Annotated in this window: 19 protein-coding genes; 15 read left to right on the top strand and 4 right to left on the bottom strand. The window is 57.1% G+C overall.

Annotated elements, in window-relative coordinates; genetic code table 11:
- The first annotated feature begins 996 nt into the window (after positions 1-996).
- From ABWO67_RS10375 to ABWO67_RS10360, 4 genes are read left to right on the top strand one after another with little or no spacing between them, the layout of a single operon-like run.
- Positions 997-2058: an ABC transporter ATP-binding protein gene (locus ABWO67_RS10375; RefSeq protein WP_353151342.1), complete on the top strand. Its 1062-nt coding sequence runs from the start codon at positions 997-999 to the stop codon at positions 2056-2058.
- 11 nt (positions 2059-2069) lie between these two features.
- Positions 2070-3365: an ABC transporter substrate-binding protein gene (locus ABWO67_RS10370; protein WP_353151339.1), complete on the top strand. Its 1296-nt coding sequence runs from the start codon at positions 2070-2072 to the stop codon at positions 3363-3365.
- 3 nt (positions 3366-3368) lie between these two features.
- Entirely contained in the window at positions 3369-4244 is an 876-nt protein-coding gene (locus ABWO67_RS10365) for a carbohydrate ABC transporter permease (protein ID WP_353151336.1), read from the top strand.
- Positions 4241-5041, top strand: coding sequence for a carbohydrate ABC transporter permease (locus ABWO67_RS10360; protein WP_353151333.1), 801 nt, complete (start codon positions 4241-4243; stop codon positions 5039-5041). The genes ABWO67_RS10365 and ABWO67_RS10360 overlap by 4 nt, the downstream gene beginning before the upstream one ends.
- 724 nt (positions 5042-5765) lie before the next feature.
- On the opposite strand, the gene ABWO67_RS10355 is transcribed toward ABWO67_RS10360, so the two are convergent.
- On the bottom strand, positions 5766-6083 hold the full coding sequence (locus ABWO67_RS10355; protein ID WP_353151330.1) for a hypothetical protein: 318 nt from the start codon (positions 6081-6083) through the stop codon (positions 5766-5768).
- Positions 6084-6198: 115 nt separating this feature from the next.
- The gene (locus ABWO67_RS10350; RefSeq protein WP_353151328.1) at positions 6199-6546 is read right to left on the bottom strand and encodes a DUF1840 domain-containing protein; all 348 of its coding nucleotides are present in this window, start codon (positions 6544-6546) and stop codon (positions 6199-6201) included.
- Positions 6547-6643: 97 nt separating this feature from the next.
- Between ABWO67_RS10350 and ABWO67_RS10345 the strand changes: the two genes are divergently transcribed.
- The 4 genes from ABWO67_RS10345 (at position 6644) to ABWO67_RS10330 (ending at position 13622) form a co-directional block, all read left to right on the top strand.
- The gene (locus ABWO67_RS10345; protein ID WP_353151325.1) at positions 6644-10354 is read left to right on the top strand and encodes a phospholipase effector Tle1 domain-containing protein; all 3711 of its coding nucleotides are present in this window, start codon (positions 6644-6646) and stop codon (positions 10352-10354) included.
- 139 nt (positions 10355-10493) lie between these two features.
- Positions 10494-12179, top strand: a complete 1686-nt coding sequence (gene argS / locus ABWO67_RS10340) for an arginine--tRNA ligase (protein ID WP_353151323.1) — start codon at positions 10494-10496, stop codon at positions 12177-12179.
- An 8-nt stretch (positions 12180-12187) separates the two neighbouring features.
- The gene (locus ABWO67_RS10335) at positions 12188-12880 is read left to right on the top strand and encodes an SPOR domain-containing protein (protein ID WP_353151320.1); all 693 of its coding nucleotides are present in this window, start codon (positions 12188-12190) and stop codon (positions 12878-12880) included.
- A gap of 106 nt (positions 12881-12986) precedes the next feature.
- Positions 12987-13622: a thiol:disulfide interchange protein DsbA/DsbL gene (locus tag ABWO67_RS10330; RefSeq protein ID WP_353151318.1), complete on the top strand. Its 636-nt coding sequence runs from the start codon at positions 12987-12989 to the stop codon at positions 13620-13622.
- Positions 13623-13658: 36 nt separating this feature from the next.
- Here the strand turns inward: ABWO67_RS10330 and ABWO67_RS10325 are convergent, their stop codons facing one another.
- A complete protein-coding gene (locus ABWO67_RS10325; RefSeq protein WP_353151316.1) occupies positions 13659-14855 on the bottom strand; it encodes a trans-sulfuration enzyme family protein in 1197 nt (398 codons plus the stop codon).
- 174 nt (positions 14856-15029) lie between these two features.
- On the opposite strand from ABWO67_RS10325, the gene ABWO67_RS10320 reads away from it, so the two are divergent.
- Positions 15030-15656: a LysE family translocator gene (locus ABWO67_RS10320; protein ID WP_353151314.1), complete on the top strand. Its 627-nt coding sequence runs from the start codon at positions 15030-15032 to the stop codon at positions 15654-15656.
- Between the two features lie 38 nt (positions 15657-15694).
- Here the strand turns inward: ABWO67_RS10320 and ABWO67_RS10315 are convergent, their stop codons facing one another.
- On the bottom strand, positions 15695-16774 hold the full coding sequence (locus tag ABWO67_RS10315; protein WP_353151311.1) for an MBL fold metallo-hydrolase: 1080 nt from the start codon (positions 16772-16774) through the stop codon (positions 15695-15697).
- 122 nt (positions 16775-16896) lie between these two features.
- On the opposite strand from ABWO67_RS10315, the gene ABWO67_RS10310 reads away from it, so the two are divergent.
- The 6 genes from ABWO67_RS10310 to ABWO67_RS10285 all read left to right on the top strand — a co-directional run.
- A complete protein-coding gene (locus tag ABWO67_RS10310; protein WP_353151308.1) occupies positions 16897-17283 on the top strand; it encodes a MerR family transcriptional regulator in 387 nt (128 codons plus the stop codon).
- 150 nt (positions 17284-17433) lie between these two features.
- Complete coding sequence (locus ABWO67_RS10305) at positions 17434-18612, top strand: isovaleryl-CoA dehydrogenase (protein WP_353151306.1); 1179 nt, start codon at positions 17434-17436, stop codon at positions 18610-18612.
- Between the two features lie 42 nt (positions 18613-18654).
- Positions 18655-20538: a bifunctional isocitrate dehydrogenase kinase/phosphatase gene (gene aceK / locus ABWO67_RS10300; RefSeq protein WP_353151303.1), complete on the top strand. Its 1884-nt coding sequence runs from the start codon at positions 18655-18657 to the stop codon at positions 20536-20538.
- Complete coding sequence (locus tag ABWO67_RS10295; RefSeq protein WP_353151301.1) at positions 20531-21712, top strand: acetyl-CoA C-acyltransferase; 1182 nt, start codon at positions 20531-20533, stop codon at positions 21710-21712. The genes aceK and ABWO67_RS10295 overlap by 8 nt, the downstream gene beginning before the upstream one ends.
- 58 nt (positions 21713-21770) lie before the next feature.
- A complete protein-coding gene (locus ABWO67_RS10290) occupies positions 21771-23378 on the top strand; it encodes a carboxyl transferase domain-containing protein (RefSeq protein ID WP_353151298.1) in 1608 nt (535 codons plus the stop codon).
- A 15-nt stretch (positions 23379-23393) separates the two neighbouring features.
- The coding region (locus ABWO67_RS10285; protein WP_353151295.1) for an acetyl/propionyl/methylcrotonyl-CoA carboxylase subunit alpha at positions 23394-25360 on the top strand (1967 nt) is incomplete at its 3' end.

The following is a 25360-nucleotide window of genomic DNA, read 5'->3' as shown; positions in this document are numbered from 1 at the left end:
TATTCGTTCATTCTTTCTATTCGTTTATTCGTTTATTCGCTTATTGGCTTATTCGTTCTTATTTTTCGTTTATTCATTCTTATGACGGTGCAGCGAGGGGGGTAGGCACGGCGAATAATCGCTGCGGTCCCTTCGGGACGTCCCGCGCAATCAACCTGGCTTTACCGGGGCCGGGCGCGAACTCGCGGCCACGGCCTATAGGCCGTAGACGGGCCGCTCAAACAGCGCGCCCTTATACCCCGAGCCAGGTTGTCTGCGCGGCGCGCTCAAAATTCGCCGTGCCTACCCCCCTCGCTGCACCTCATAATCGCGCTAATTGGACGAGCCTCCTTTTGAACGGCTTGCTGCTGATGTAAGGCTGCTGATGTAAGGCTGCTGATGTAAGGCTGCTGATGTAAGGCTGCTGATGTAAGGCTGCTGATGATGAGATGCTGCTAATGCGAATAGCTATATCAATGATCGGATCCTAGCAGGCATATGCCAACGCACAGGCCGTCAATGAGACCGTCAGTTCTCGTCTAAGACCAGTTGCTGGCCGTGGCCGTCTAGATCAGCCTTTCATGCAACGGCGGCTGACACAGGGGCTGGGACAGGCGAAATCAGCGTGCGCCGGGCCAAGATCACTTTCCGTGGAGGCAAGCCCGCGCATGTTTGAGCAGCAAGCTTGCATACAGTCCAGTGGACTGTATGCGCTGCGAGTTCGCGGGCGCCACGGAAAGTGACCTTGGCACGGGTAGCCCTGGCGCAGCACAGGGCCGCTACGCGTTGAGCCAGTCCCTGTGTCAGCCGCCGCTTAAGAAAGCGACAACTCCTTAGGGAAAACACTGTCATAACCCCGCAATAGTTGATGTTTAATATATGTAATCGTTTTCACTATAGCTACAACAATAAAAACCGGAGAGGGGTTTGGTCAGTCAGCGGAACAATAAGGTCGGCTATCAATCAATGCGTCACGATGGCGACGACAAACGCCTTTGGCCTCGCCAAATTTAATTTATGTCTTCTATTACTCTGGACAAGATTTGCAAACAATATGGCGATGCGCCTCCGGCCGTTGACCACATCAGCTTTTCAGTAGAAGCAGGCACATTTACCGTCTTGCTGGGGCCTTCGGGCTGCGGCAAGTCGACTACGCTTCGCATGATTGCAGGTCTGGATGACCCGACTTCGGGACGCATCCATATCAACGGTGTCGATGTGACAACGCTGCCTCCGTCTAAACGAAAAATTTCGATGGTGTTTCAGTCTTATGCGTTGTTTCCACACCTTTCGGTCAAAGAGAATATTCTCTTCGGCCTGAAGGTGCGCAAGGAGCCCGCTGCCCAACACGCAAGCCGTTTGGCGCATGTCGCCGAGTTGCTGGGCCTTGGGAAACTGCTGGATCGTAAGCCTTCTCAATTATCCGGGGGGCAGCAACAACGGGTTGCCTTGGGCCGGGCAGTGATTTCGCAAGCGCCTGTCTGCCTGATGGATGAGCCGTTGTCCAATCTGGATGCCCAGTTGCGCCACGAAATGCGTCGTGAAATCCGCGCTCTGCAGCAAAACCTGGGTATCACCATGGTGTATGTCACGCACGATCAGACTGAAGCGATGAGCATGGCCGACCATGTGGTGTTATTGAATGGCGGGAAAATCGAACAGAGCGACACGCCCGATAAGCTGTATGCCAATCCCGCTACAGAATTTTCCGCGCGGTTTATCGGCACGCCTCCGATGAATCTGCTTGCGCTGGATGCCCATACGCGACAAATCGCGGGCTGCGATCAAAGCATATTGGCAGGCGTTTCCGACGGTGCGACGAAACTGGGTCTGCGGCCTGAGCACATTGCCCTCAGCAATAACAACGATGGCGCCGCCGCCACGGTCGAAAGCGTGGAATATTTCGGCGCTGATTCCATCGTCATCTGCAAGATCGGTCACAACACCGGGGTTGCCGCTCGGGCCGCAGGCCACTTGCGCGCCCAACCCGGCGACAGCATCAGACTTCATTGGAGCCCCAAGCAACAGCATTTCTTCGACGCCACGGGTAAAGCGCTACCGCGCATACCCTCTATCTAACAGGGAAAATCATGCGACGTAATCTATTAAAAGCCTTCGCGTTCAGCCTTGCAGGCGCCTTCTGTGCCGCGCCAGCCTGGTCACAAGCCAAGCCGGTCGAGCTAGAGTTTTACTATCCTGTCGCCGTAGGCGGCCCCATCACAAAAATTGTCGACGGCATGGTCGAAAGGTTTGAAAAAGACCACCCTGATATCAAGATCAAATCTATCTATGCCGGCTCTTACCAAGACTCGGTGGCCAAGGCCCTGACGGCCCACAAAGGCGGCAATGCGCCGCAACTGGCCGTCCTGCTGTCTACTGACATGTTCACCCTGATCGATGAAGGCGCGATCGTGCCTTTCGATCCGCTGGTAAAGTCCGACGACGACAAGAAATGGCTTGGCGGCTTCTACAAAGGCTTCATGGCCAATAGCCAGACCGGCGGAAAAACCTGGGGCATACCATTCCAGCGCTCCACCATCGTGATGTACTACAACAAAGACTTGTTCAAGGAAGCCGGCCTGAATCCAGACAGCCCGCCTGCAACCTGGAAGGATTTGGTAAGCCAGGCGCAGAAGCTCACTAAAAAGGACGCTTCCGGCCAAGTCACGCAATGGGGTCTTGAAATCCCTTCGGGCGGCAGCTTTGCTTATTGGCTTTTCCAGGCGCTAACTACGCCGAATGACGCCATCTTGATGAACGCCGACGGCAACGAAGTCTATCTGGATAAACCCGCTGTCATCGAGTCGCTGCAGTTCTGGCACGACCTGGCTTATAAAGACAAAGTCATGCCTACCGGCACTATCGATTGGGGTACTACACCCAAAGACTTCCTGGTCGGAAAAACTGCCATCATGTGGACTACCACTGGGAATCTGGCCAATGTGCGCAAGAACGCCAAGTTCGACTTTGGCGTCGCCCCCATGCCGCATGCCAAGCGTGGCGGCAGTCCAACCGGTGGCGGCAACTTCTACCTGTTCAAGTCAGCGACACCAGAGCAACAACAAGCGGCATACACATTCACCAAATGGATGACCAGCCCTGAAAATGCGGCATCATGGAGCATAGACACTGGTTATGTCGCCGTGAGTCCTGCTGCCTGGGAAACCGAGCAAATGAAGGCCTACGTCAAAGAGGTTCCCGCAGCAGCCGTTGCTCGCGACCAACTGGAAGTCAGCGTGGCGGAGTTTTCCACACACGACAACCAGCGCGTCACCAAACTGCTTAACGACAACATCCAGGCGGTCCTGACCAACTCCAAGACAGCGGAGCAGGCCATGAAGGACGCACAACGCGACGCAGACCGCTTGCTGCGTTCTTATAAATAAAGCATGAAAGTATCGCTGAACGCGGTGTATGGCTGGCTGCTTCTCCTGCCAGCCATGGTCTTGCTTGCCGCCTTTACCCATTACCCTGCCTTGGCTACGCTATGGCATAGTTTCTTTTCCACGCCCAAGGCCAACCGGCCTGCGGTTTTCGTGGGCATCGACAACTATGCCGCCATGCGCGACGATCCCGTGTTTTGGCAGGCTTTATGGAACAACCTGATCTTCGCACTGGGCACCATTCCTACATCGGTTGCCATCGCCTTGATCATGGCCCTGTGGGTAAACCGTCAGTTGGCAGGACGCAGTTTTTTACGCCTAGCCTACTTCACACCCACCATTCTGCCCATGGTGGCTGTCGCAAATATCTGGCTATTTTTCTATACCCCGCAATACGGCCTGGTTGACCAGATCGCCCAGCTGTTCAACCTGCCCGGCCTGAATTGGCTCGGCAACCGGACCACCGCCCTGCCCGCCCTGATGCTGGTAACCATCTGGAAAGAAGCGGGTTTCTTCATGATTTTCTACCTGGCGGCGCTACAACAAATATCACCATCGCTGCGCGAAGCGGCGTTGCTGGAAGGTGCATCGCGCTGGCAATACTTCTGGCGCATTCTGGTGCCGCTGCTGATGCCGACTACCCTGTTTGTCTTGATCAATGCACTGATCAATGCTTTTCGCATGGTCGACCATGTGCTGGTCATGACTAAAGGCGGGCCGGACAATGCCAGTACGCTGTTGCTGTTTTATATTTATGAAGTCGGCTTCAGTTATTGGGACACCTCCTATGCGGCGACTCTGTCCGTTGTACTGCTAGCGGTTCTGGCTGTCATCGCCTTTCTAAAGTTCCGATGGCTGGATCGCCGGACACATTACCAATGACCCATAAACTCGACACCATTGGAGCGTGGCTGCTCGGCATACTGTGGTTTCTACCGCTGGCTTATACGCTATGGGCAGCCTTCCACCCCTCGGCCTACTCCACGCACTTTGACTTGACGGCCCCGCTAACACTGGAAAACTTTATCTCCGCCTGGCATGCGGCGCCATTTGCGCGATATTTCCTGAATACGTTCATCCTGGTCACCATGGTGCTGGTAGCGCAATTCATTCTGTCGACCTTGGCCGCCTATGCCTTTGCGCGCTTCGAATTCCGCGGGCGCGACTTCATGTTCATGCTGGTATTGCTCCAGTTGATGATCATGCCTGATGTGCTGATCGTGGAAAATTACCGATTGATGTCCTGGCTGGGGGTACGCGATACGATTTTTGCCGTAGGGCTGCCGTATTTCGCATCGGCTTTTGGCATATTTCTTTTACGGCAAACGTTCAAGACAGTGCCGCGTGAGCTGGAAGAAGCTGCCCGCGTTGAAGGAGCGAGCCGCTGGCAGATTCTGATGAAAGTCTATGTGCCGCTAGCCAAGCCAATTTATGTCGCTTACGGGCTGGTTTCGGTCAGCTATCACTGGAATAATTTCCTCTGGCCTTTGATTATTACCAACTCTGTGGAATCTCGTCCGCTGACAGTGGGGTTGCAGGTTTTTGCGTCGACTGATCAAGGTATAGATTGGTCGATTATTACGGCTGCGACGCTGTTAAGTGCAGCGCCGTTATTGGTTGCTTTTCTGCTGTTTCAGCGTCAGTTTGTGCAGTCGTTTATGCGGGCGGGAATACGGTAGGGGTCGCGGGCCAGGTCATCGCTTTGCGTTTCTTTTTGACCCGCGTGTCGGGTTATCGCATCAGTATATCTTCGTGAGGCGCGTGTCAGGTCCTTAGCGTTTGTATTTTTTCTTGATCCGCGTGTCAGGTCCTGGGAGAGGATGTTTTGCTCCTCGTGGCCGGTTCGGCGCCCTGCGGCGCCGAACATCGCTTTGCCTCGTTCGTCCACCCCGTCCGGGGTTCCCTTCACTTCCGGCTTGCTCAGCCCCGAAAGTCGCTGCAACATCCCCTCCCAGGACCTGCCTCGCTGCATCATGGAAGTTTGAACCGCAGCTGGGACGTGCAGCGTGCTTGGCATCTTTGAGTGAGACTGACGATTGGCGGCTGGTGAGCGGACAGGGGATGGATGGAACGGCATGCCATAAGTAGCAGCTATGCCAATTACCGATTACGTAGCCGACCGTAAGCCGTAGCGCATCGCTGCTCTCGCCAATATCGCAATTGCCATGAATAGTCACCGCGACCGTTGCTTATACCTGACTCAATGTCCGGAGTGCCCCGGCTGGCGGGGCGCGGAGGACGTGCGCATGAGTTCTTTTGAACCAGCTGCGCCGCGGCGTGTAAGAAATAATCAGCCAGAACGTAGCAACGGCGTGTAAAAAAGAACAGCAAAACCGCAACAATGACGTGTAAGCCAGAACGCAACAGCGACGTGTTCAAGATAAGACAGCACCGCCAAAAAGCTTAAAACCCGACTATCAAACCCGGCAAATCCACAGTAATACGCGGCTTCTCCAAAGCAAGAACCGCCTGCGTCGCGAACTCAGTTGCCAGCTCGTTATTTTTGGAAAGCTCCGAATAACCCAAGGCGTCGGCCACACCCAAGATTTTGTCCAGCAGCAACACCTTCCCGCTGGCGCGTAAAGGTTCGCAGCCCAGTTTCACCCAGGTTTCCTCGAACCAGTCGCGGGCGGCTGCAGAGGCTGCGCCGCCCGGCTCGGCGTCGACCGTCAATTCAATCGACTGCCGGATATTGAAAACAATGGTCACCACACCGCGCATACGCACTCCAGAATTCAAGCGGATTCAGATTAAAAGCAGAACTCAAGCTTACGCAAAGCCGACAAACTTGAATGTCAGCCCAATGACAGTCCCGGGCATACCGGGCTGCCACGCGTTACCAGATGGGCGCAGGCTCCCAGATGACATCGGCATCGTGCTCGCGTGATAAGCGCAGCATCGCCAACAACGGAAAGGCACGGCGGCGAAAACTGACGGACTGCGCAATTGGATGCGTTTTTACGTCGTTGTCGTCATCATGATCATCAGGAAACTCGGATTCGGTGTCCATCGCGATTGCTTGTTCGATGCCTTTGATGGCGGCATCAAGCTGGTCGCGGGTGATCACGCCCCTTTCGGGCAGCGTATCGGTGTAGGGCTTGCCGGCGGCCCTAAGAATTGGCAGAGCGTGCTTTGAAAACATCAGCACTTCGGCAGCGGCTTTAGAGTGAAAGACAACTAACATATTCGGTTTCCCTCAATAGACACATCCATACACTACCCTAACTTCCGAACGCTGCCAAGCGGCAAGATAGCAAGGTTCATTCCAGTCCGGAGCCGCTATGCTGCAAACGTTCTGTTTATTGCTTTTACTATTGGCCGCGCCATTGTCTGCGCTGTCCCAATCCACAAGCAACTGCGGCCCGTCCCCCTTGGGCCAACCTTGCGCCGAGGGCGGCCTGGCCGTTGCCCCTACAGCCGAACCCAGCCTGAATCTGGGCGTTGGTAATCCCATTCATATCGTTACGGGCAATAAATACCAAGAAGAAATCGACCTTCCCGCCAACCCGGGCGCGCCGGGCATTGAAATCGTGCGCCACTACAATTCGCTGGACACTCGGGCATCCCACCTGGGGCCAGGCTGGAGCCTGTCATATGACACCCGGCTCTTCTATGCAGGCGCAACGTGGCAAATCGTACAAGCCGATGGCAGCCGCATCCATTTTTCCGGGCCACGGCACGCCCCCTTGCCTGGCCCGCAAGGCGCGCTAAAGAAAGGAGGCGAACACTGGATCTGGACATGGCCGACAGGCAGGCAACTATGGTTCGATGCCAGCGGCTATCTGGTTCGCCTGCTGGCCGGATCTCAAACGCAATTAGAAATCCAGCGTAACCAACAGATCGGGCCATTAATGGGCTCGATTACCAGCATCAGCAACCAGCAAGGGCATACCTTATTGTTCGCCTACAGTGTGGCCGGCGACCATGCCTATCTTCGCCATATCGACTCGCCTCTGGGTCGCATTCAGTATCAACATGAAGACATAGGCGATGCTGTGTCGGCCGGCGCCCGGCGCCTGGTCGGGATGACCCGTCCCGACGGCATGCAGCGCCGCTATCTCTACGAGCCCGAACGGCAAAACGGCAATGTCACAGCCCTGACAGGCGCCGTAACAGTCTCGGCCGACCAGCAGGACAACCTGCGAACCAACACTTGGGCCTACGACCGCGAAGGCCGTGCTGTGCTGTCGATACGTAACGGTTCAGACAGCCAAGCCGACACCGTCTCCATAGAATATATAAGGCCGCCTACGCATGCAAAAGATGGGCTGACCGTGGTAACGGATGGCCGGCAGCAGCAAACCCGCTTTGAAACCGCTATCAGGGGCTCCCGGCATGTATTGACCAGGGTTACGGGCGCGGGTTGTGCAGGTTGCGCCGCCCCTGGCAGTCACGCCAGCTACGATGAGCAAGGCCGACTACAAGCCATTAACGGCACGCACATACATCGCTACCCCAACGGTGCGATCCACCAGCTAAAGCCTCACGGCGTTGGCTGGCCCGGGCTTAGCCTAACGTATCAGCCCGATGCTCACCGCGCAGCGTGGGCCTCCACCCTCACCGGCACCGAACGCGTCCTGTACAACGCACAATCCCTCCCGGCCAGGCGTATCTGGGCAAATGGCGACAGCGTCGATTATCAGTACGATGCGCAAGGCCGCCCAATTCGTATCCTCGAAAAGAACTCCCTCTCTACGCAAAAGACTGACCTGCAATGGCGCGGCCATTTGCTCACCCGCATCACCCACCCTAATGAAACGGAATCTCGCCAGTACGACAACTTGGGCCGTCTTAGCCAGCGCAAAGTGGAACGGCTATCGGCCCATGCCACGACCAGCCTGAACTATACCGAGTCCTTTGGATACGACTCAAACCATCGTCTGGCGCGACATGACTTGCCCGAGGGAGGAGCACTGATGTTTAGCTGGGATACCAATAACCGCCTGGCGGGGATTGACTGGCATGATGCACACGGGCAGGTACATACGGTCATCAGCAGCCGCCCGGGCCTGGCCGGCTATTGTTACGGTAACGGCCTGTGCCTGACCACAGAATTGGACGACGAAGGCCAGGCCCGCCGATTGGCTGTCACAAACGGGGCGGAAACGGTCTGGTTCCAACATCAAGATTACGATCGGCATCGGCGCCCGGTTCGCGAACACCACGAAATCAACACTGAACAGCATAACGACAGTTGGGCTTACGCCTACGATGACAGGTCACGACTTATCGGCGCGCAAGGCCGCCTGGCGCCCGGCACAAGCCAAGGCGCCAAGTCAGACACCATCTGGTATGCCTGGAATGACGACGGCTCACTGGCGGCAAACCGTAGCAATGGCGCCACCGTTAAACCATCAATACAACGCGACGGCTCGGGCCTGCCCTTGTCGATCGACGGTATCGAACTTGAATATGGTCCTGACCGCCGTCCTGCCGTGGTCCGCCAACAGGGACAGCGGCTAGCGAGTTATGCCCATAATGCTTTTGGCCACCGCATTATCCAGCGTAGCGGTCACGCCAATACCGATTATTTTTACCTGAACAATCAGCTCGTTGCCGAGGCGAACGGCTCAGCTAAGCGTTCGCCTCACGAAGGCGACAGTGCTCCGGACATCACCCGCCGCTATATCTATGCGAATCATGTCGTCGTGGGTTTCATTGACTATCCCGCATCGTCCACGGCGCCGGCGCAGCTCTACGCCGTACACGCCGACCTTATCGGCGCTCCGCGTATGATTACCGACGCAACGCGCAAGATACGTTGGCTGGCCCGCTACAGCCCAACAGGCGCAGCCCAGCGTATCAGCGGCGACCTCACGTTCGACTTGCGACTGCCGGGACAGGTGTTCGATGCCGCCACAGGCTGGCACGATAACTTATTGCGCACTTACCTGCCGCAATCAGGCCACTACCTTGAGCCCGATCCATTGGGGCCTGTTCCAGGCAACCAGGCACTGGGCTATGCCAATCAGCAGCCGCGGCGTTATGTAGATCCTCTGGGACTACTATTGTTCGCCTTTGACGGAACGCGCAATAACCCGGAAACACGCAGCAATGTGTGGAAGCTCAGCCAAACTTATCAAGACGGGCCGGTGTTCTATCACCCGGGCCCCGGTAACGCTTTATATCTGGATTGGGATGCCGTCACCGCCAGCAGCGCCTCGCGAATTATTGAAACCCAATGGCAATCCCTGCTCCAGACGCTGAAACAGTCCGGCAATAGGCGCAACCATCTCCCCATCGATATTCTTGGCTATTCCCGCGGCGCGGCGCTAGCCCGGCATTTCGGCAACATGATCAACCAGCATGTAAACAATGGCCTTTTCTCGTACACCGACAGTCTGCACGGGTTGATTACCGCCTGTGTGGATCTGCGGTTCATGGGCCTATTCGACACAGTCGCTCAGTTCGGCGTAGCCGGCTCTCAAAATGCCAACTATGACCTCACCATTGCGCCCGCCTGGGAATGGGTAGCCCACGCCGTGGCCTTGCATGAAAGGCGCTGGCTGTTTCCGCTGGTCAGCGCTGAGGACTCTGGGGGCCAGAATGTCGTCGAAGCGCCCTTCATCGGCGCACATGCCGACATCGGAGGCGGCTCTTTGCTGGATGACGACAGCCAGCCCATAAAACAGGGCGACCTTGCCGACGTGGCGCTTAACTGGATGCTGTGGCAAGCGCGCGCGGCATCGGTGCGCTTTGACAACGGATCACCAAGCGATCGGGAAATCAGTGGTCCTATTGTGCACGACGAGCGCTCGGCGCTGCTGCGATCAGTGCAAGACGGTGACCGCAGCGTCCAATCCGGTTCAGGTTCTTTGTTAAATAACTATCAGAATGATCACGAACAACTGGGCGCTAGCCAGCGAACAGAAACCGAAGCGTTGATTATCCGCGCCGATAATTGGCGCAGCAGCGCCAATTCACAGGTAGGCGTGGTCGACATGACCGGCTATGCCCAGTGGCTGCATGACGAGCTTGGATGGCAGGCATAGGGTTCCAATATCGCATGCCGGAGGAATTCACGCTATCATTTAGCCCTTCCCGGCGTTTGCGTCTTTTGGCGCGGATCATAGCGTCCGACTATGCCCTCTGCGGGCTTTGCATTTCTCTTTTCGATTACTACTTCGTCTTATGCTTCCTGGGCAACAACAACAACTTATTTCCCTGATACAAGCCGCCGTCGGCAACATTCTGCCCGAGGCTACGCCCACCATTCTGCTAGAGCGCCCAAAAGTCGCCGCCCATGGTGATCTTGCCTGTAATGTGGCCATGCAACTGGCCAAGCCAGCCAAGCGTAATCCCCGCGAGCTCGCGCAGCAAATCGTTGAAGCGTTGCTGGCCGATACCGCCGCGCAACAATTGCTGGCTTCGGCTGAAATCGCCGGGCCTGGTTTTATCAATTTCCGCTTAACGACATCTGCCCGCCAAGCCGTGCTGCATGCGATCAGCCAAGAAGGCCCACGCTTTGGTCACCGGCCGGCCACTGAAGAAAAGGTGATGGTAGAGTTTGTTTCAGCCAACCCTACCGGGCCGCTACACGTCGGTCATTCGCGGCAAGCGGCGCTGGGCGACTCCATGTGCCGTCTGTTCGCCTCGCAAGGCTATGACGTTACCCGCGAGTTTTATTACAACGATGCAGGCAACCAAATCAATAATTTGGCCATTAGCGTCCAGGCTCGTGCCAGGGGGATAGCTACCGATTCACCGGAATTCCCGGAAGATGGGTACAAAGGCGACTACATCATGGATATCGCCCGCGATTTCCAGGCAGGCGCTACTGTCCAGGCATCTGATGGCGTGCCGGTCACGGCAACCAAGAATCTGGACAGCCTGGACGACATACGCGCCTTCGCCGTTACTTATCTGCGACGTGAGCAAGACCTGGATTTGCAGGCCTTTGGCCTGAAGTTCGACAACTACTATCTAGAGAGCTCGCTCTATACCAGCGGACGGGTCGAAAAGACTGTGGAAGCGCTTATTGCTGCCGGCCATACGTATGAAAGCGAAGGCGCGTTGTGGCTACGCACCACAGAACTCGGCACAGGCGACGACAAAGATCGCGTCATGCGCAAATCGGAAGGCGGGTATACCTATTTCGTACCCGATGTGGCTTATCACGTCGCCAAATGGGAGCGCGGTTTCCACCACGCCATCAACATCCAGGGTACCGATCACCACGGTACTATCGCCCGTGTGCGGGCTGGCTTGCAGGGCCTGGAAATAGGAATCCCTAAAGACTTCCCTTCCTATGTTCTGCATAAAATGGTGAAAGTGGTGCGCGACGGCGCCGAGGTCAAGATTTCCAAGCGGGCGGGCAGCTACGTCACCATGCGCGACCTGATCGATTGGGTTGGGCAAGATGCCGTGCGTTTTTTCCTTAGTCAGCGGCGCGCCGATTCGGAATTCGTTTTCGATATCGACCTGGCGCTGTCCAAGAGCGAAGAAAATCCGGTTTACTACATCCAGTATGCACACGCGCGTATCTGTTCTATGCTGGGGCAATCCGCCGCGCTGGCCGAACAGGTGCCTACAGCCCCAATCGACAAGCTCGTCGCGCCCACGGAATTCGCCCTTATGCAACGCTTGGCCGAATACCCAAATATTCTGGCGCTGGCCGCACAAGAGCTCGCACCGCACCACCTGGCCTTCTGGCTGCGTGACTGCGCCGCCGACTTCCATGCCTGGTACAACGCAGAACGGGTATTGGTCGATGACGCCGAGCTCAAATTGGCTCGCCTGCGGCTAGCCCAGGCTACGGCCCAAGTCATTGCCAACGGTCTTGAACTACTCGGGGTATCCGCCCCTGAAAGGATGTAAAGCCTCTTATGGCCCGCAACAGTCGTAAATCTTCAAACTCGAAATCGGGCGGCAGCACGCTATTCGGGATACTGATAGGCCTGATCTTCGGCCTGGCAGCCGCCGTGGCTGTGGCCTTGTTCGTCACCAAAGTGCCCATGCCTTTCGTGGACAAAGCTAGCCGCGATCCGGCCCAAACCTTATTGCCTGATGTCCGCGACGCGCCTGATCCCAATATTGGCTTGTACGGCAAAAATGGGGCAGCCGGATCCGCTTCCACGGGCCCGACCGATACCGCACCGGTGCCTCTACCTGGCATACCGCCGATCGCCAGCGCGAATAAGCCGGCCGAGCCAGACAGCCTGGGTAATTTAATTGCCAGCCTGAACAAGGCCGACAACACAACCCAGACCAAGCCTGTCGTACCCGGGACCGAAGCGCCGACGGCCGCCGCCAAGCCGACGACGCCGCCTGCAGCGAAATCGGGGCCGCAGGCGACCTATTATCTGCAAGCGGGCGCGTTCCGCTCGGAAAACGATGCCGAAGCCGTCAAGGCGAAAATTCTGTTGTTGGGTTTGCCTGCGCAAGTGCAAAAAGCACAGGTCAATGGCGGTACGCTGAACCGGGTACGTGTCGGCCCCTTCAAGGGTCTGGATGAAATGAATCGTTCCCGCGCCCGCCTGGGGGAAGAAAAAATCGAATCGTCGGTAGTGCGCCAATAAGTCGCTGGCGGTCCATTACCGTTGCCTGAGGCCGGTTTAGCCTGCACTGCTGAACTTATTACGTGCTAAGTAGTCTCATTTCTTTTAAGTTGCTTTGGAACCCTCTATGTTGCTAAAAAACCTGCTTCTACGCACATTTTCCGTCATCGCTATCGGGTCGGGCATTTTGTTTGCCCCTGTCGGGCATGCCCAGGCTACCAAAGGGCAGTATGTCACCATCGAACCCGCTCAGCCATCGGATACAACAGGCAAAACAGAGGTACTGGAGTTCTTTGCTTACTCGTGCTCGCATTGCAATGCGATCGAACCTATGCTGGAAGCGTGGGCCAAGACATTGCCGGAAAATGTCGTCATGAAGCCCGTGCCCGTCGCGTTCAATGCCAGCATGGCCGATTTGCAAAAGCTTTATTACTCGCTGGAAAGCCTGAACCGGTTAGATTTGCACCCTGCCGTCTTCAAGGCCATCCACCAAGAAAACAAACGTATTTACGATGCCAAGGCGATTACCGACTGGGTGGTTAGCCAAGGTGTCGATCGCAAGGCCTTCGAAGAAGTATTCAATTCATTTGGCGTCAAATCCAAAGTGATGCGGGCCGACGAATTAGCCAAGCTCTATAAAATCGAAGGCACCCCCAGCATTGCTGTAGGCGGCCAGTATGTCACTTCGCCCAGCATGGCCAACAGCTACGAGGGCGCCATCGCTCAGGCCCAGAAACTGGTCGAGATGGTCGCTAAAAAGTAAGCAAGAATGCCGTCAGTGTCAGACGGCATTCAGCGTTTACCCCGCCGCACGATCCAGAGCCTGCTCAATATCGGCAATAAGGTCTTGCGGCGACTCCAGCCCTATGTGCAGGCGAACTATCGCATTGTCGTTGCGCGACCAATAGCCATGCACTTGCAACGCGCTATGGTCGACCAGTTGCACCAGGCTTTCGAAGCCGCCCCACGAAAACCCGATTCCGAACAGCGTTAACCCGTCAACGAAACGGCGGGCCGCGGCATTGTCAAGCACAAGCTCGACGGCAAGCATACCGTTGGAGCCCGTGCAATCACGCTGCCACAAGGCGTGGCCAGGATCGGTCGGCAAGGCGGGATGATAGATGCGCGCCACTTCGGGGCGAGCATTCAAAAACTCGCAGACTTCCAGGGCGTTTTGCGCACTTTGGCGCATGCGTATGGGCAGCGTGCGTGCGCCCCGTATCGCAAGCCAGGCATCGTCGGCGCTGATCGAATAGCCCATAGCGTAGTGGGTATCGTTGATGCGCTTGATCAGGCCGGGTTCCTTGGCCATGACCGCGCCCAGCATCAGGTCGGAATGGCCGCCTACGTATTTCGTGCCGGCAACGATGGAGATATCCGCGCCCAGATCCAGCGGGCGGTAGATATAGCCCGATCCCCAGGTGTTATCAACGGCGAGAATCAGATTATGTTTGCGGGCGAAGGCAGACAAAGCCGGAATATCCAGCATTTCAAACAGCAGAGAACCCGGAGATTCAACATACAGCATGCGCGTGTTGGGCTGCAACTTCGATTCCAATTCTGCCGGCGTTGCGCGGCAATAAGATACCTGGATATCCATGCGGCCCAGCACGGTCTTGTCCAGATAACGCACAGGCCCATAAGAGCAATCGGCGACCAGAACGTGATCTTTGCTGTTCAAAACACTGAAGAACGCTAACGTGATCGCCCCAAGACCCGACGACGCCAGGAAAGCGCGTTGTGCGCCTTCCAGTTCGCAAAACACCTCTTCCAGCGCTGCATGCGTGTCCATTCCCACTCGGCCGTAAGTCACACTGCGATCGCCTTGTGCCTTGCCTGCCTGAGCGCGGTCAAGCGCGTCCAGGTTCTGGAAACGTACCGTGCTGGTGCGCATCGAGGGCAATGCAACGGGTGCGGCGCCGTTGGCCGGATCAAACTGGGCAACGCCCGTATGTTGCAACAGCGTATCCAGATGGGGAGTGGGGGAAGTAGCCATAGTGTGTAATAGAAATTAGAAGTTGTTAGCGTTAGCCCGGGCATTCATAATGGCGCTTACCAAGCTGGCCACGAAAAATGTGCAAGCTTGATGATAATGGATAGCGGCCCGCATTGTTTCAATTCTCCTGAACACGCGCCGCCCCCGGCCCCATTTTTTTCACACGAATCCCTTATGCTGACCTTCGAAGTAGCGCTTTCTTTTTTTGGCATTGCCGTACTGCTGGCGCTCACGCCGGGGCCTGATAATCTGTTTGTTCTGATGCAATCCGCATTGTGGGGGCGTGCGGCGGGGATGCTGGTCGTGCTGGGCTTATGTACCGGCCTGATCGCCCATACCGTTGCGGTAACCATAGGCCTGGCAGCCATCTTCGCCACGTCAGCCACGGCATTTACCTTGTTAAAGCTGGCAGGGGCCGCGTACTTGGTCTACCTTGCCTGGGGGGCCTTTCATGCCCCTGACAGTGTCGCCAACAGCGAAAAGCCGGCCAAACGGAATAAATGGCAACTTTACCGCCGGGGCATCGTCATGAACCTGACCAATCCCAAAGTGTCGCTGTTTTTCCTGGCTTTCCTTCCACAGTTCGCCTCGCCGGCAAGAGGCTCGGTGGCCCTGCAAATCCTCAGCCTCGGCGGCCTGTTTATCATTTCCACCTTGCTGGTGTTTGGCGCCATCGCCCTTTTTTCCGGAGGCTTGGGCGCATGGATACAGCGCTCGCAAAAGGCCCAGCGCGTGCTGAACCGTACCGCCGGAGTGGTCTTCCTGGGACTGGCCGTAAAACTGGCACTCGCCAACCGCTAGCAACGATACGGCAAGGCGGAAGGCCGCCCTACCCTGGTTCAACCAATCGCGCTACGCTTGAAACGTATCAGGCCGTCGTCGCCCGTAACGCGCTCGAGCTTGCCCTCGAAATACAAAGCATGTAAATGCGCCAGTGCTTCGCCCATGGCAAAAGTCAATTGGTGAACATCCAGTTTGCGCTTGAACATCACAGGCAGGATATCTGTCGTGGTCTTGGGTTCAGTACAGGCCTCGAGGACCTCGGCCAAGCGCTCGGCATGATGCGCATGCTGCTGCGCAATGCGCTCGTGCAGCCCCCTGAAAGGTCGCCCGTGCGAAGGCAATACCAACGTGTCTTCGGGAAGGTCGTCGTAAGCCCGCAGCGAATTCAGATATAGCGGCAAAGGATTGGAGTCGGGCTCGTAATCGAACACACTGATATTGGTGGAAATACGGGGCAAGACCATATCCCCCGAAATCAGCACCTGCAAGGTGTCGCAAAACAGCGAAGCATGTTCCGGCGCGTGTCCGTAACCCACGATAACTCGCCAGTCGCGGCCGCCGATCGATATGCGGTCACCATTCATGATTCTGCGAAACGTCCTGGGCACATCGGGCACCAGGGTCGGATAATAGTTGGATCGTTGACGGATCTTTTCCTGGGCTTCCGGATCAGCCAGGCCATGGCGGGTGAAGTGCTCTACCGCCGATTGCCCATTCGGGCCGCCTGCGGCCTGGCCGTTGTCGGCGGGACGCGACCACAGACGCGCTACAGCGTAGTCCGTCATGGTCATCCATAACGGCGCTTTCCATTTTTCGCACAGCCAGTTCGCCAGACCGATATGGTCGGGATGCATGTGGGTCACGATAACCCGCAATACTGGCAAGCCATCCAGCGCGTTCTCGAACAGTTGTTCCCACAAGGCTTTGACCTCGTCGCGGGATACGCCGCAATCGACGATGGTCCAGCCTTCACGTCCATCGATCTTGTCACGCAGCAACCATAGATTGATGTGGTCGAGCGCAAAAGGCAGCGGCATGCGGATCCAGCGCACGCCATCGGCGATAACGCGGGTGGTACCGAATTCTGGCAGGGCATCGCCCCAGGGGTAGCTTAATTTTTGTTCGTTTGGGTTCATCCAATGTCTCCGTACACAAGGACGGCGCAAATGTTATTCAGCCCATCCTTAATTTATGCAGTATGCCTGATCCACGTATTATGGCATCATAGTTTACGTTAACGTAAACTGCCTTTGCTACCATGAACGATACAACCTGGACGATCTCCGAGCTAGCGCAAGAGTTTGCCATTACGCCTCGCACCATACGCTTCTACGAAGACCAGGGCATTGTCAGCCCCTCCCGAGAGGGGCGCAATCGCATCTATCATGCCCGCGACCGTACCCGCCTGAAGCTCGCCTTGCGAGGCAAACGGCTTGGCCTGCAATTGGCCGAAATCCTGAGTCTGATCGACATGTACGACGGGCCAGGCGACACCGTCGCGCAATTGCGTCACTACATGAGCGTACTGGAAAAGCACCGCAGTGTCATGGAACAACAGCGCAAGGATATTGACGACACCCTGCAGGAAATCAGCCGGCAGCAAGCCAATTGCGAGACGCTTCTGGCGCAGCGCATCGCCCGATAACCGGGTGCTATCCGCCATGTACGTAAAAACCCTTATAGTTGACGTTTACGTAAACGTAATATAAATACACTTTCTGGCTAACTCTGCCAAACTACGCATTGCGGGCGTTGGCGAACAGTATTACTTTCAGGCACGACACTGGAGACCAAGATGAACATTCCCGGCCTAAATTTCGACCTGGGTTCCGACCTGGACATGCTGCGCGATGCAGTTCATGACTTTGCACAGGCCGAAATCGCACCGCGTGCCGCCGAAGCCGACCGCAGCGACCAATTCCCCATGGACTTATGGCGCAAATTCGGCGACCTGGGCCTGCTGGGCATGACCGTAGACGAAGCCTACGGTGGCGCCAACATGGGCTACCTGGCGCACATGATCGCCATGGAAGAGATTTCGCGCGCCAGCGCCTCCATTGCCCTGTCGTATGGTGCGCACTCGAATCTGTGCGTGAACCAGTTGCACCGCAACGGCACCGAACAGCAAAAGCAAAAATACCTGCCCAAGCTGGTGTCCGGCGAACATATCGGCGCACTGGCCATGAGCGAGCCAGGCGCAGGCTCCGACGTAGTCAGCATGAAGCTGCGCGCCGAAAAAAAGGGCGACCGTTATGTGCTCAACGGCACCAAAATGTGGATTACCAATGGCCCGGATGCCGACACACTGGTGGTCTACGCCAAAACCGACCCTGCCGCAAAGCAGCGCGGTATTACCGCGTTCATTATCGAGAAGGGCTACAAAGGCTTTTCTTGTGCGCAAAAACTCGACAAACTAGGCATGCGCGGCAGCCATACGGGTGAGCTGGTATTCCAGGATTGCGAAGTGCCCGAAGAAAACATACTGGGCGAGCTTAACGGCGGCGTCAAAGTACTGATGAGCGGGCTGGACTACGAACGCGCCGTGCTTGCAGGCGGGCCCCTTGGCATTATGCAGGCCGTCATGGACGTCGTCGTTCCCTATATCCACGACCGCAAGCAGTTCGGCCAGTCCATTGGCGAGTTCCAGCTTATTCAGGGCAAGGTCGCCGATTTGTACACAACGCTGCAAGCCAGCCGGGCGTTTTGCTACGCTGTCGGAAAAAACCTCGACAAGCTTGGTTCGGGCCATGCACGTGAAGTCCGCAAGGACTGCGCTGCAGTCATCCTGTATTGTGCCGAAAAGGCCACCTGGATGGCCGGCGAAGGCATACAGATTCTGGGCGGTAATGGCTATATCAACGACTACCCTACAGGTCGCCTGTGGCGCGATGCCAAGCTGTACGAAATCGGCGCCGGCACCAGTGAAATCCGCCGCATGCTTATTGGCCGCGAACTGTTCAACGAAACAGCATAATCGGTACTGGCATTATCGGATGTGGCGTAGAAAAGGTTAGACATGACATTCTTCGGAGATCATCAGCATATCGAGCAGGTTGCGCCCCGGGGGCTATCGCCCCAGGCCGTGGCGCAAACCATACTCGATGGCTTCGATCGTCATTACGCCTTGTTTCGCTATGGAGCACAGCGCGCAAAATCCCTATTTGAATCGGGAAACTGGCGCGACATACAGCAGCTTTCGCGCGAGCGCATCGAATACTACGATACCCGGGTGCATGAATGCACGACGCTGCTGACGGCGGCGTTAAAAGGCAGCGACGCCAGTCCCAGCGGAGCATCGCCGCAACAAAGCCTGACGCCGGCACAACTGGATTTCTGGCAAAACGTAAAAACCGAATTTGTCTCCCTGTTGACCGAGCACAGGCAACCGGAATGCGCCGAAACGTTTTTCAATTCGGTATCGTGCCGCATCCTGCATCGCGATTATTTCCACAACGATTTTCTATTCGTACGGCCCGCCACCGCCACCGACTATCTGGATAGCAAGCTGCCCTCCTACCGGGTTTATTACCCGACCACACTGGGGCTGGAAAAGGCGCTCATCAAGATGGTGGCCGATTTCGGCCTGGCGGCGCCGTTTGCCGACCTGCCCGCCGACGCCCGGAAAGTGGCTCGCCTGGCCATACACCAGTTGCGCCAGGCCATTGCCAGCGGCAGGGGTCAGCGCATTGCGCCCGACTGCCAGATCCACGTGCTGAATTCCCTGTTTTTCAGGAACAAAGGCGCCTATATCGTGGGCAGGCTGGTGAATCAGGGCACGACGCACCCCTTTGCAATCGCCTTGCTGCATACGCCCTCGGGTCACATACGATTGGACGCTTTGCTGCATACGTCCGACGATCTGAGCACCTTGTTCAGCTTTACGCGCGCCTACTTTTTAGTCGACATGGAAACCCCGGCAGCCTATGTGGGGTTCCTGAATTCCCTGCTGCCACGCAAGCCCAAGGCGGAAATTTATACCACCATAGGTTTGCAAAAACAGGGTAAAACCCTGTTCTACCGCGACTTCCTGCATCATCTGGCGCATTCTCACGACGCCTTCGATATCGCGCCTGGCATACACGGCATGGTCATGACAGTATTTACGCTGTCGTCTTATCCTTACGTGTTCAAGCTGATCCGCGACCGGATCGCCAAAGATGGCATGGACCACGCTACGGTAAGGCGCAAATATCAACTGGTGAAAAAACACGATCGGGTGGGCCGCATGGCTGACACTTGGGAATACTCCCAGGTCGCTCTGCCCCGCGCGCGCTTTTCAGAAACCCTGTTGGCCGAATTGCGCAGCCAGGTACCCAGCCTGATGGACGAAAGCGGCGACACCATCGTATTGCGCCATGTCTACATCGAGCGCCGCATGACACCGCTTAACCTGTACCTGGCGCGCGTATCGGATGCCGCCCTGGAAACCGCAGTCAAGGGCTACGGCGACGCCATACGCGAACTCGCCGCGGCGAATATTTTCCCGGGCGACATGCTGTTCAAAAACTTCGGCGTTACGCGCCTGGGACGCGTTGTATTCTATGATTACGACGAAATTCAGCACATGACTGAAATGAATTTCCGGCACATCCCGCCGGCCCCGAACGAAGAAGCCGAACTTGCCAGTGAACCGTGGTATCCAGTCGGCCGCAACGACGTATTCCCAGAGGAATTCCGCTTTTTCCTACTTGGCGATCCCCGCGTAAGAAGCGCATTTCTGAAACACCACGCCGATCTGCTCGAGGCCGAATGGTGGCAGAACTGTCGCGAGCGCGCCGCTCAAGGCCGTATCGAAGACATCTTCCCTTACCATCCTGATCGGCGCCTTTCCAATTCCAACCCAAAGTCCCCGGCAAGCACATCTGCTCTTCCTTACTTCTCAGGAGAAAATCATGTCTGATCCTATCGTTTTAGTCTCTGTTGCGCGTACCCCAATGGGCGGTATGATGGGCAGCCTGTCCGGCCTGGCCGCACACGAACTCGGCGCAATCGCCATCAAAGCCGCCGTTGAACGCGCGGGCATCGCAGGCGATGCCGTCAATGAAGTCATCATGGGCAACGTGCTGCAAGCCGGTCAAGGTCAAGCCCCGGCCCGCCAGGCTGCTCTGGGCGCAGGGCTGCCAATAGGCGTAGGCTGCACCACCATTCACAAAGTCTGCGGCTCGGGCCTTAAGGCCGCGATGTTCGGACACGACATCATTGCCGCTGGCAGCGCCGACGTCGTTGTTGCCGGCGGGCAGGAAAGCATGAGCAATGCGCCTTACCTGCTGCTGCGCGGCCGCCAGGGCTACCGCTATGGCCACTCCACCGTCTATGACCATATGGCGCTTGATGGGCTGGAAGACGCCTACCAGCGCGGCACCGCCATGGGTGTGTTTGCTGAAGACTGCGCATCCAAATACACCTTTACCCGTGAGCAACAAGACGCCTTCGCACTGGAGTCGGTACGCCGCGCGCGAGCCGCCATTGAAGATGGCAGCTTCAAGTGGGAAATCGCACCGGTCACCGTCGCCGGACGCAAAGGCGATACCGTCATCGACACTGACGAAGGTCCAGGCAAGGCCATGCCCGAAAAAGTCCCCACGCTGAAACCTGCCTTCAAAAAAGACGGCACCATCACGGCTGCCAGCTCGTCATCCATTTCAGACGGTGCGGCAGCCATGGTGCTGATGCGCGAATCTACCGCAAAAAAACTGGGCGCCACGCCGCTGGCCCGCATCACCGGGCACAGCCAACATTCCCAGGAACCCGGCTGGTTCACCACCGCCCCTGTCGGCGCCATCCAGAAATTGTTCGCCAAAACAGGTTGGTCCGCCGAAGACGTAGACCTCTACGAAATCAACGAAGCGTTTGCTGTGGTGACCATGGCCGCCATGACCGAACTCAAGCTCTCGCACGATAAGGTCAACATCCATGGCGGGGCCACGGCGCTGGGCCACCCTATCGGCGCATCGGGTGCGCGTCTGCTGACCACGCTGGTGGGCGCATTGCGCAAAACTGGCGGCAAACGCGGCATCGCTTCGCTATGCATCGGTGGCGGCGAGGCTGTCGCCCTGGCGATAGAAATGGTCTAAATCCATTGCAGGGCGCGGCGTTACCGCTGCGCCTTTTTTTTGTTTTTTAGGAACAGCAATGCCCGTAATTGAGTCCCGGATCAATCCGCGATCGCAAGCGTTCATCGACAACGCCAGCGCCATGCAGGAACAGGTCGACGACCTGCAAAAACAACTCACGCAAACCGCTCTGGGCGGCAGCGAATCCGCACGCGCCAAACACCTTGCCCGCGGCAAATTATTGCCACGCGACCGGGTTGAAAGGCTGCTTGATCCTGGCACACCGTTTCTGGAATTGTCGCCATTAGCCGCCCATAACGTCTACAACAATGCAGCCCCGGGCGCCGGCCTGATCACCGGCATAGGCCGCATCGCCGGTACGGAATGCGTCATTGTCTGCAACGACGCCACGGTAAAAGGCGGAACCTATTACCCGCTCACGGTCAAGAAGCATTTGCGCGCCCAGGAAATTGCCCAGCAAAACAAACTGCCTTGCGTCTACCTGGTCGACTCGGGCGGCGCCAACTTGCCCAATCAGGACGAGGTCTTTCCCGACCGCGACCATTTCGGGCGGATCTTCTACAACCAGGCAGTCATGTCGGCCCAAGGCATTGGGCAAATCGCCGTCGTCATGGGCTCTTGCACGGCCGGCGGCGCCTATGTTCCCGCCATGAGCGACGAATCGATCATCGTCAAAGAACAAGGCACGATTTTCCTGGCTGGCCCTCCACTGGTCAAAGCGGCTACAGGTGAAGTGGTCACGGCCGAAGACTTGGGCGGCGGCGACGTGCACACGCGTCTTTCGGGAGTGGCCGACCACCTTGCCAATAACGATCTGCACGCGCTGTACCTGGCGCGCAACGCCGTGGCCAGGCTTAATCACCAAAAGCCGGTCCAGTTGCGGCGCAAGGCGTTCGCCGAGCCCCTGTACGACCCTCAAGAACTCAATGGCATCATCCCCAACGACACTCGCAAACCGTACGACGTGCGCGAGGTCATTGCCCGCATTGTCGACGGTTCTGAATTCGACGAATTCAAGGCGCGCTTCGGCACAACCCTGATCACCGGCTTTGCCCATATTCACGGCATGCCCGTCGGCATCATCGCCAATAACGGCGTGCTGTTTTCCGAAGCTGCCCAGAAAGGCACACACTTCATCGAACTGTGTTGCCAGCGCAAAATCCCTCTGGTTTTCCTGCAGAATATCACCGGCTTCATGGTGGGCCGCAAATACGAAAACGAAGGCATTGCGCGCCACGGCGCAAAAATGGTTACTGCCGTATCCACCGCGTCCGTACCCAAGTTCACCATCCTCATCGGCGGTTCGTTCGGCGCGGGCAACTACGGCATGTGCGGGCGCGCGTTTGGCCCCAGATTACTGTTCCTTTGGCCCAACGCACGTATTTCGGTCATGGGCGGCGAACAGGCAGCCAGCGTGCTGGCCACCGTGCGGCGCGACGGCATCGAAGCCAAGGGCGGCAGCTGGAGCACCACTGAGGAAGAAGATTTCAAGGCGCCCATACGCGAGCAATACGAAAAAGAAGGCCACCCCTACTACGCCACGGCGCGCCTGTGGGACGACGGCATCATCATGCCTGCCGATACCCGCCGCGTACTGGCGCTTGGCCTGTCGGCCGCTCTGAATGCCCCTATTGAAGACACACGTTTCGGCGTGTTCCGCATGTAACCCCAAGGAGTCGATGTGTTCACCACCTTACTGATTGCCAACCGGGGCGAAATTGCATGCCGCGTGGCCGCCAGCGCCCATCGCCTGGGCGTGCGCACCGTTGCCGTATATTCTGACGCCGACGCCAATTCGCGCCATGTCGCCGCCTGCGACAGCGCTGTCCATATCGGCGGCTCCGAACCTCGCGCCAGCTACTTGCGCGGCGACATCATTCTGGAAGCCGCCATCAAGACCGGCGCACAAGCCATCCACCCCGGCTATGGTTTCCTGTCTGAAAACGAAGACTTTGCCAAGGCATGCGCCGACGCCGGCATTGTTTTTGTAGGCCCCCCCGGCAGCGCCATTGCCGCCATGGGCAGCAAATCCGCCGCCAAAACGCTCATGGAAAAAGCCGGCGTGCCACTGGTCCCTGGTTATCATGGCGAAAACCAGGACCCACAGTTCCTGCAAGCCCAGGCCGATGCCATGGGCTACCCCGTTCTGATCAAAGCCAGCGCGGGCGGCGGCGGCAAGGGCATGCGGATTGTCGAATCCAGCGCAGACTTTGCAGAAGCCCTGGCATCATGCAAGCGGGAAGCCTCCAGCAGTTTTGGCGACGACAAGGTGCTGATCGAACGCTACCTGCAGAAGCCGCGCCATATCGAAATTCAGGTGTTTGCCGACATGCACGGCAATTGCGTCTATCTGTTTGAACGCGACTGCTCGGTGCAGCGACGTCATCAGAAAGTCATCGAGGAAGCCCCCGCACCCGGCATGACCGAAGAACGTCGCCGCGCCATGGGCGAAGCCGCCGTTGCCGCCGCAAAGGCAGTCAACTATGTCGGTGCGGGTACCGTCGAATTCATCGTCGAACCCGATGGCCGCTTCTACTTCATGGAAATGAATACCCGCCTGCAGGTAGAGCACCCGGTCACCGAAATGATCACCGGCCATGACCTTGTCGAATGGCAGCTGCGCGTCGCATCGGGCGAAGCCTTGCCGGTGACACAAGAGCAACTGTCGATTACCGGCCACGCCATTGAAGCGCGCATCTACGCCGAAAACCCCGACAAAGGCTTCTTGCCTTCGATAGGCACGCTCACAACGCTGAATTTCCCAGCCCATGTCACCTTCCAGAACGGCGACATCCGGGTCGACGGCGGCGTACAGGCAGGCGACACCATCACACCTTTCTACGATCCGATGATCGCCAAGCTGATTGTGCGTGGCGCCGACCGCGACCAAGCGCGGGCCCGCATGGCCCAAGCACTTGGTGAAATTCAAAGCGTCGGCGTACAGACCAACATTGCGTTTCTACGGCGCCTGATGCTGGACCCCGCCTTTGCCAGCGCCGACCTGGATACCGGACTGATAGAACGGCAGCACGACAGCCTGTTCCCGCCAGTGGCTGCTGCCAATGACAACACCCTCGCACTGGCTGTGGCCGCGTTGCTGGCCAGACAAGGCCTGACCCATTCGGTCATACGAAAAAACACAGTGCATGTTGATCCGTGGGCTCAGGCAGACGGCTGGCGGCTCAACGGCCGCTACCAACAGGTTTTCAGCCTTCTGGATCAAGGCGATTTGCACGAACTCCACATTGCTCGCGACGGAGAAAAATGGGCCTACATGCGCAACGGCCAAACGCAAGCATTCGAATGGAAGGCTGAAGCCGTGTCAGCCCGTCAATACCGGATCCGTATTCGCCTGGGCGACACGGATGCGCAGGCGAATGTCGTAGTTCAACAGGAAGATGTCCATGTGTTTACGGATGGCAGTGTACAAGTGCTGCAAGTTCACGACGCTGTCGCGCATTCACAGGATGATTCCTCTGAGCACCAGGGAGGCCTGACGGCTCCCATGCCTGGCAAGATCATCGCCATTTCAGTGAAGGCTGGCGATACGGTGAAGAGCGGGGATGTGTTGCTGGTGATGGAGGCCATGAAAATGGAGCACGCTATTCATGCGCCTTCGGATGGGACGGTGGAGGAGCTGTTCTTCTC

This window comes from Pollutimonas bauzanensis (genome assembly GCF_040393045.1).
Lineage (GTDB): Bacteria > Pseudomonadota > Gammaproteobacteria > Burkholderiales > Burkholderiaceae_B > Pollutimonas > Pollutimonas bauzanensis_A.
This window is presented reverse-complemented; position numbering and strand designations above follow the sequence as displayed.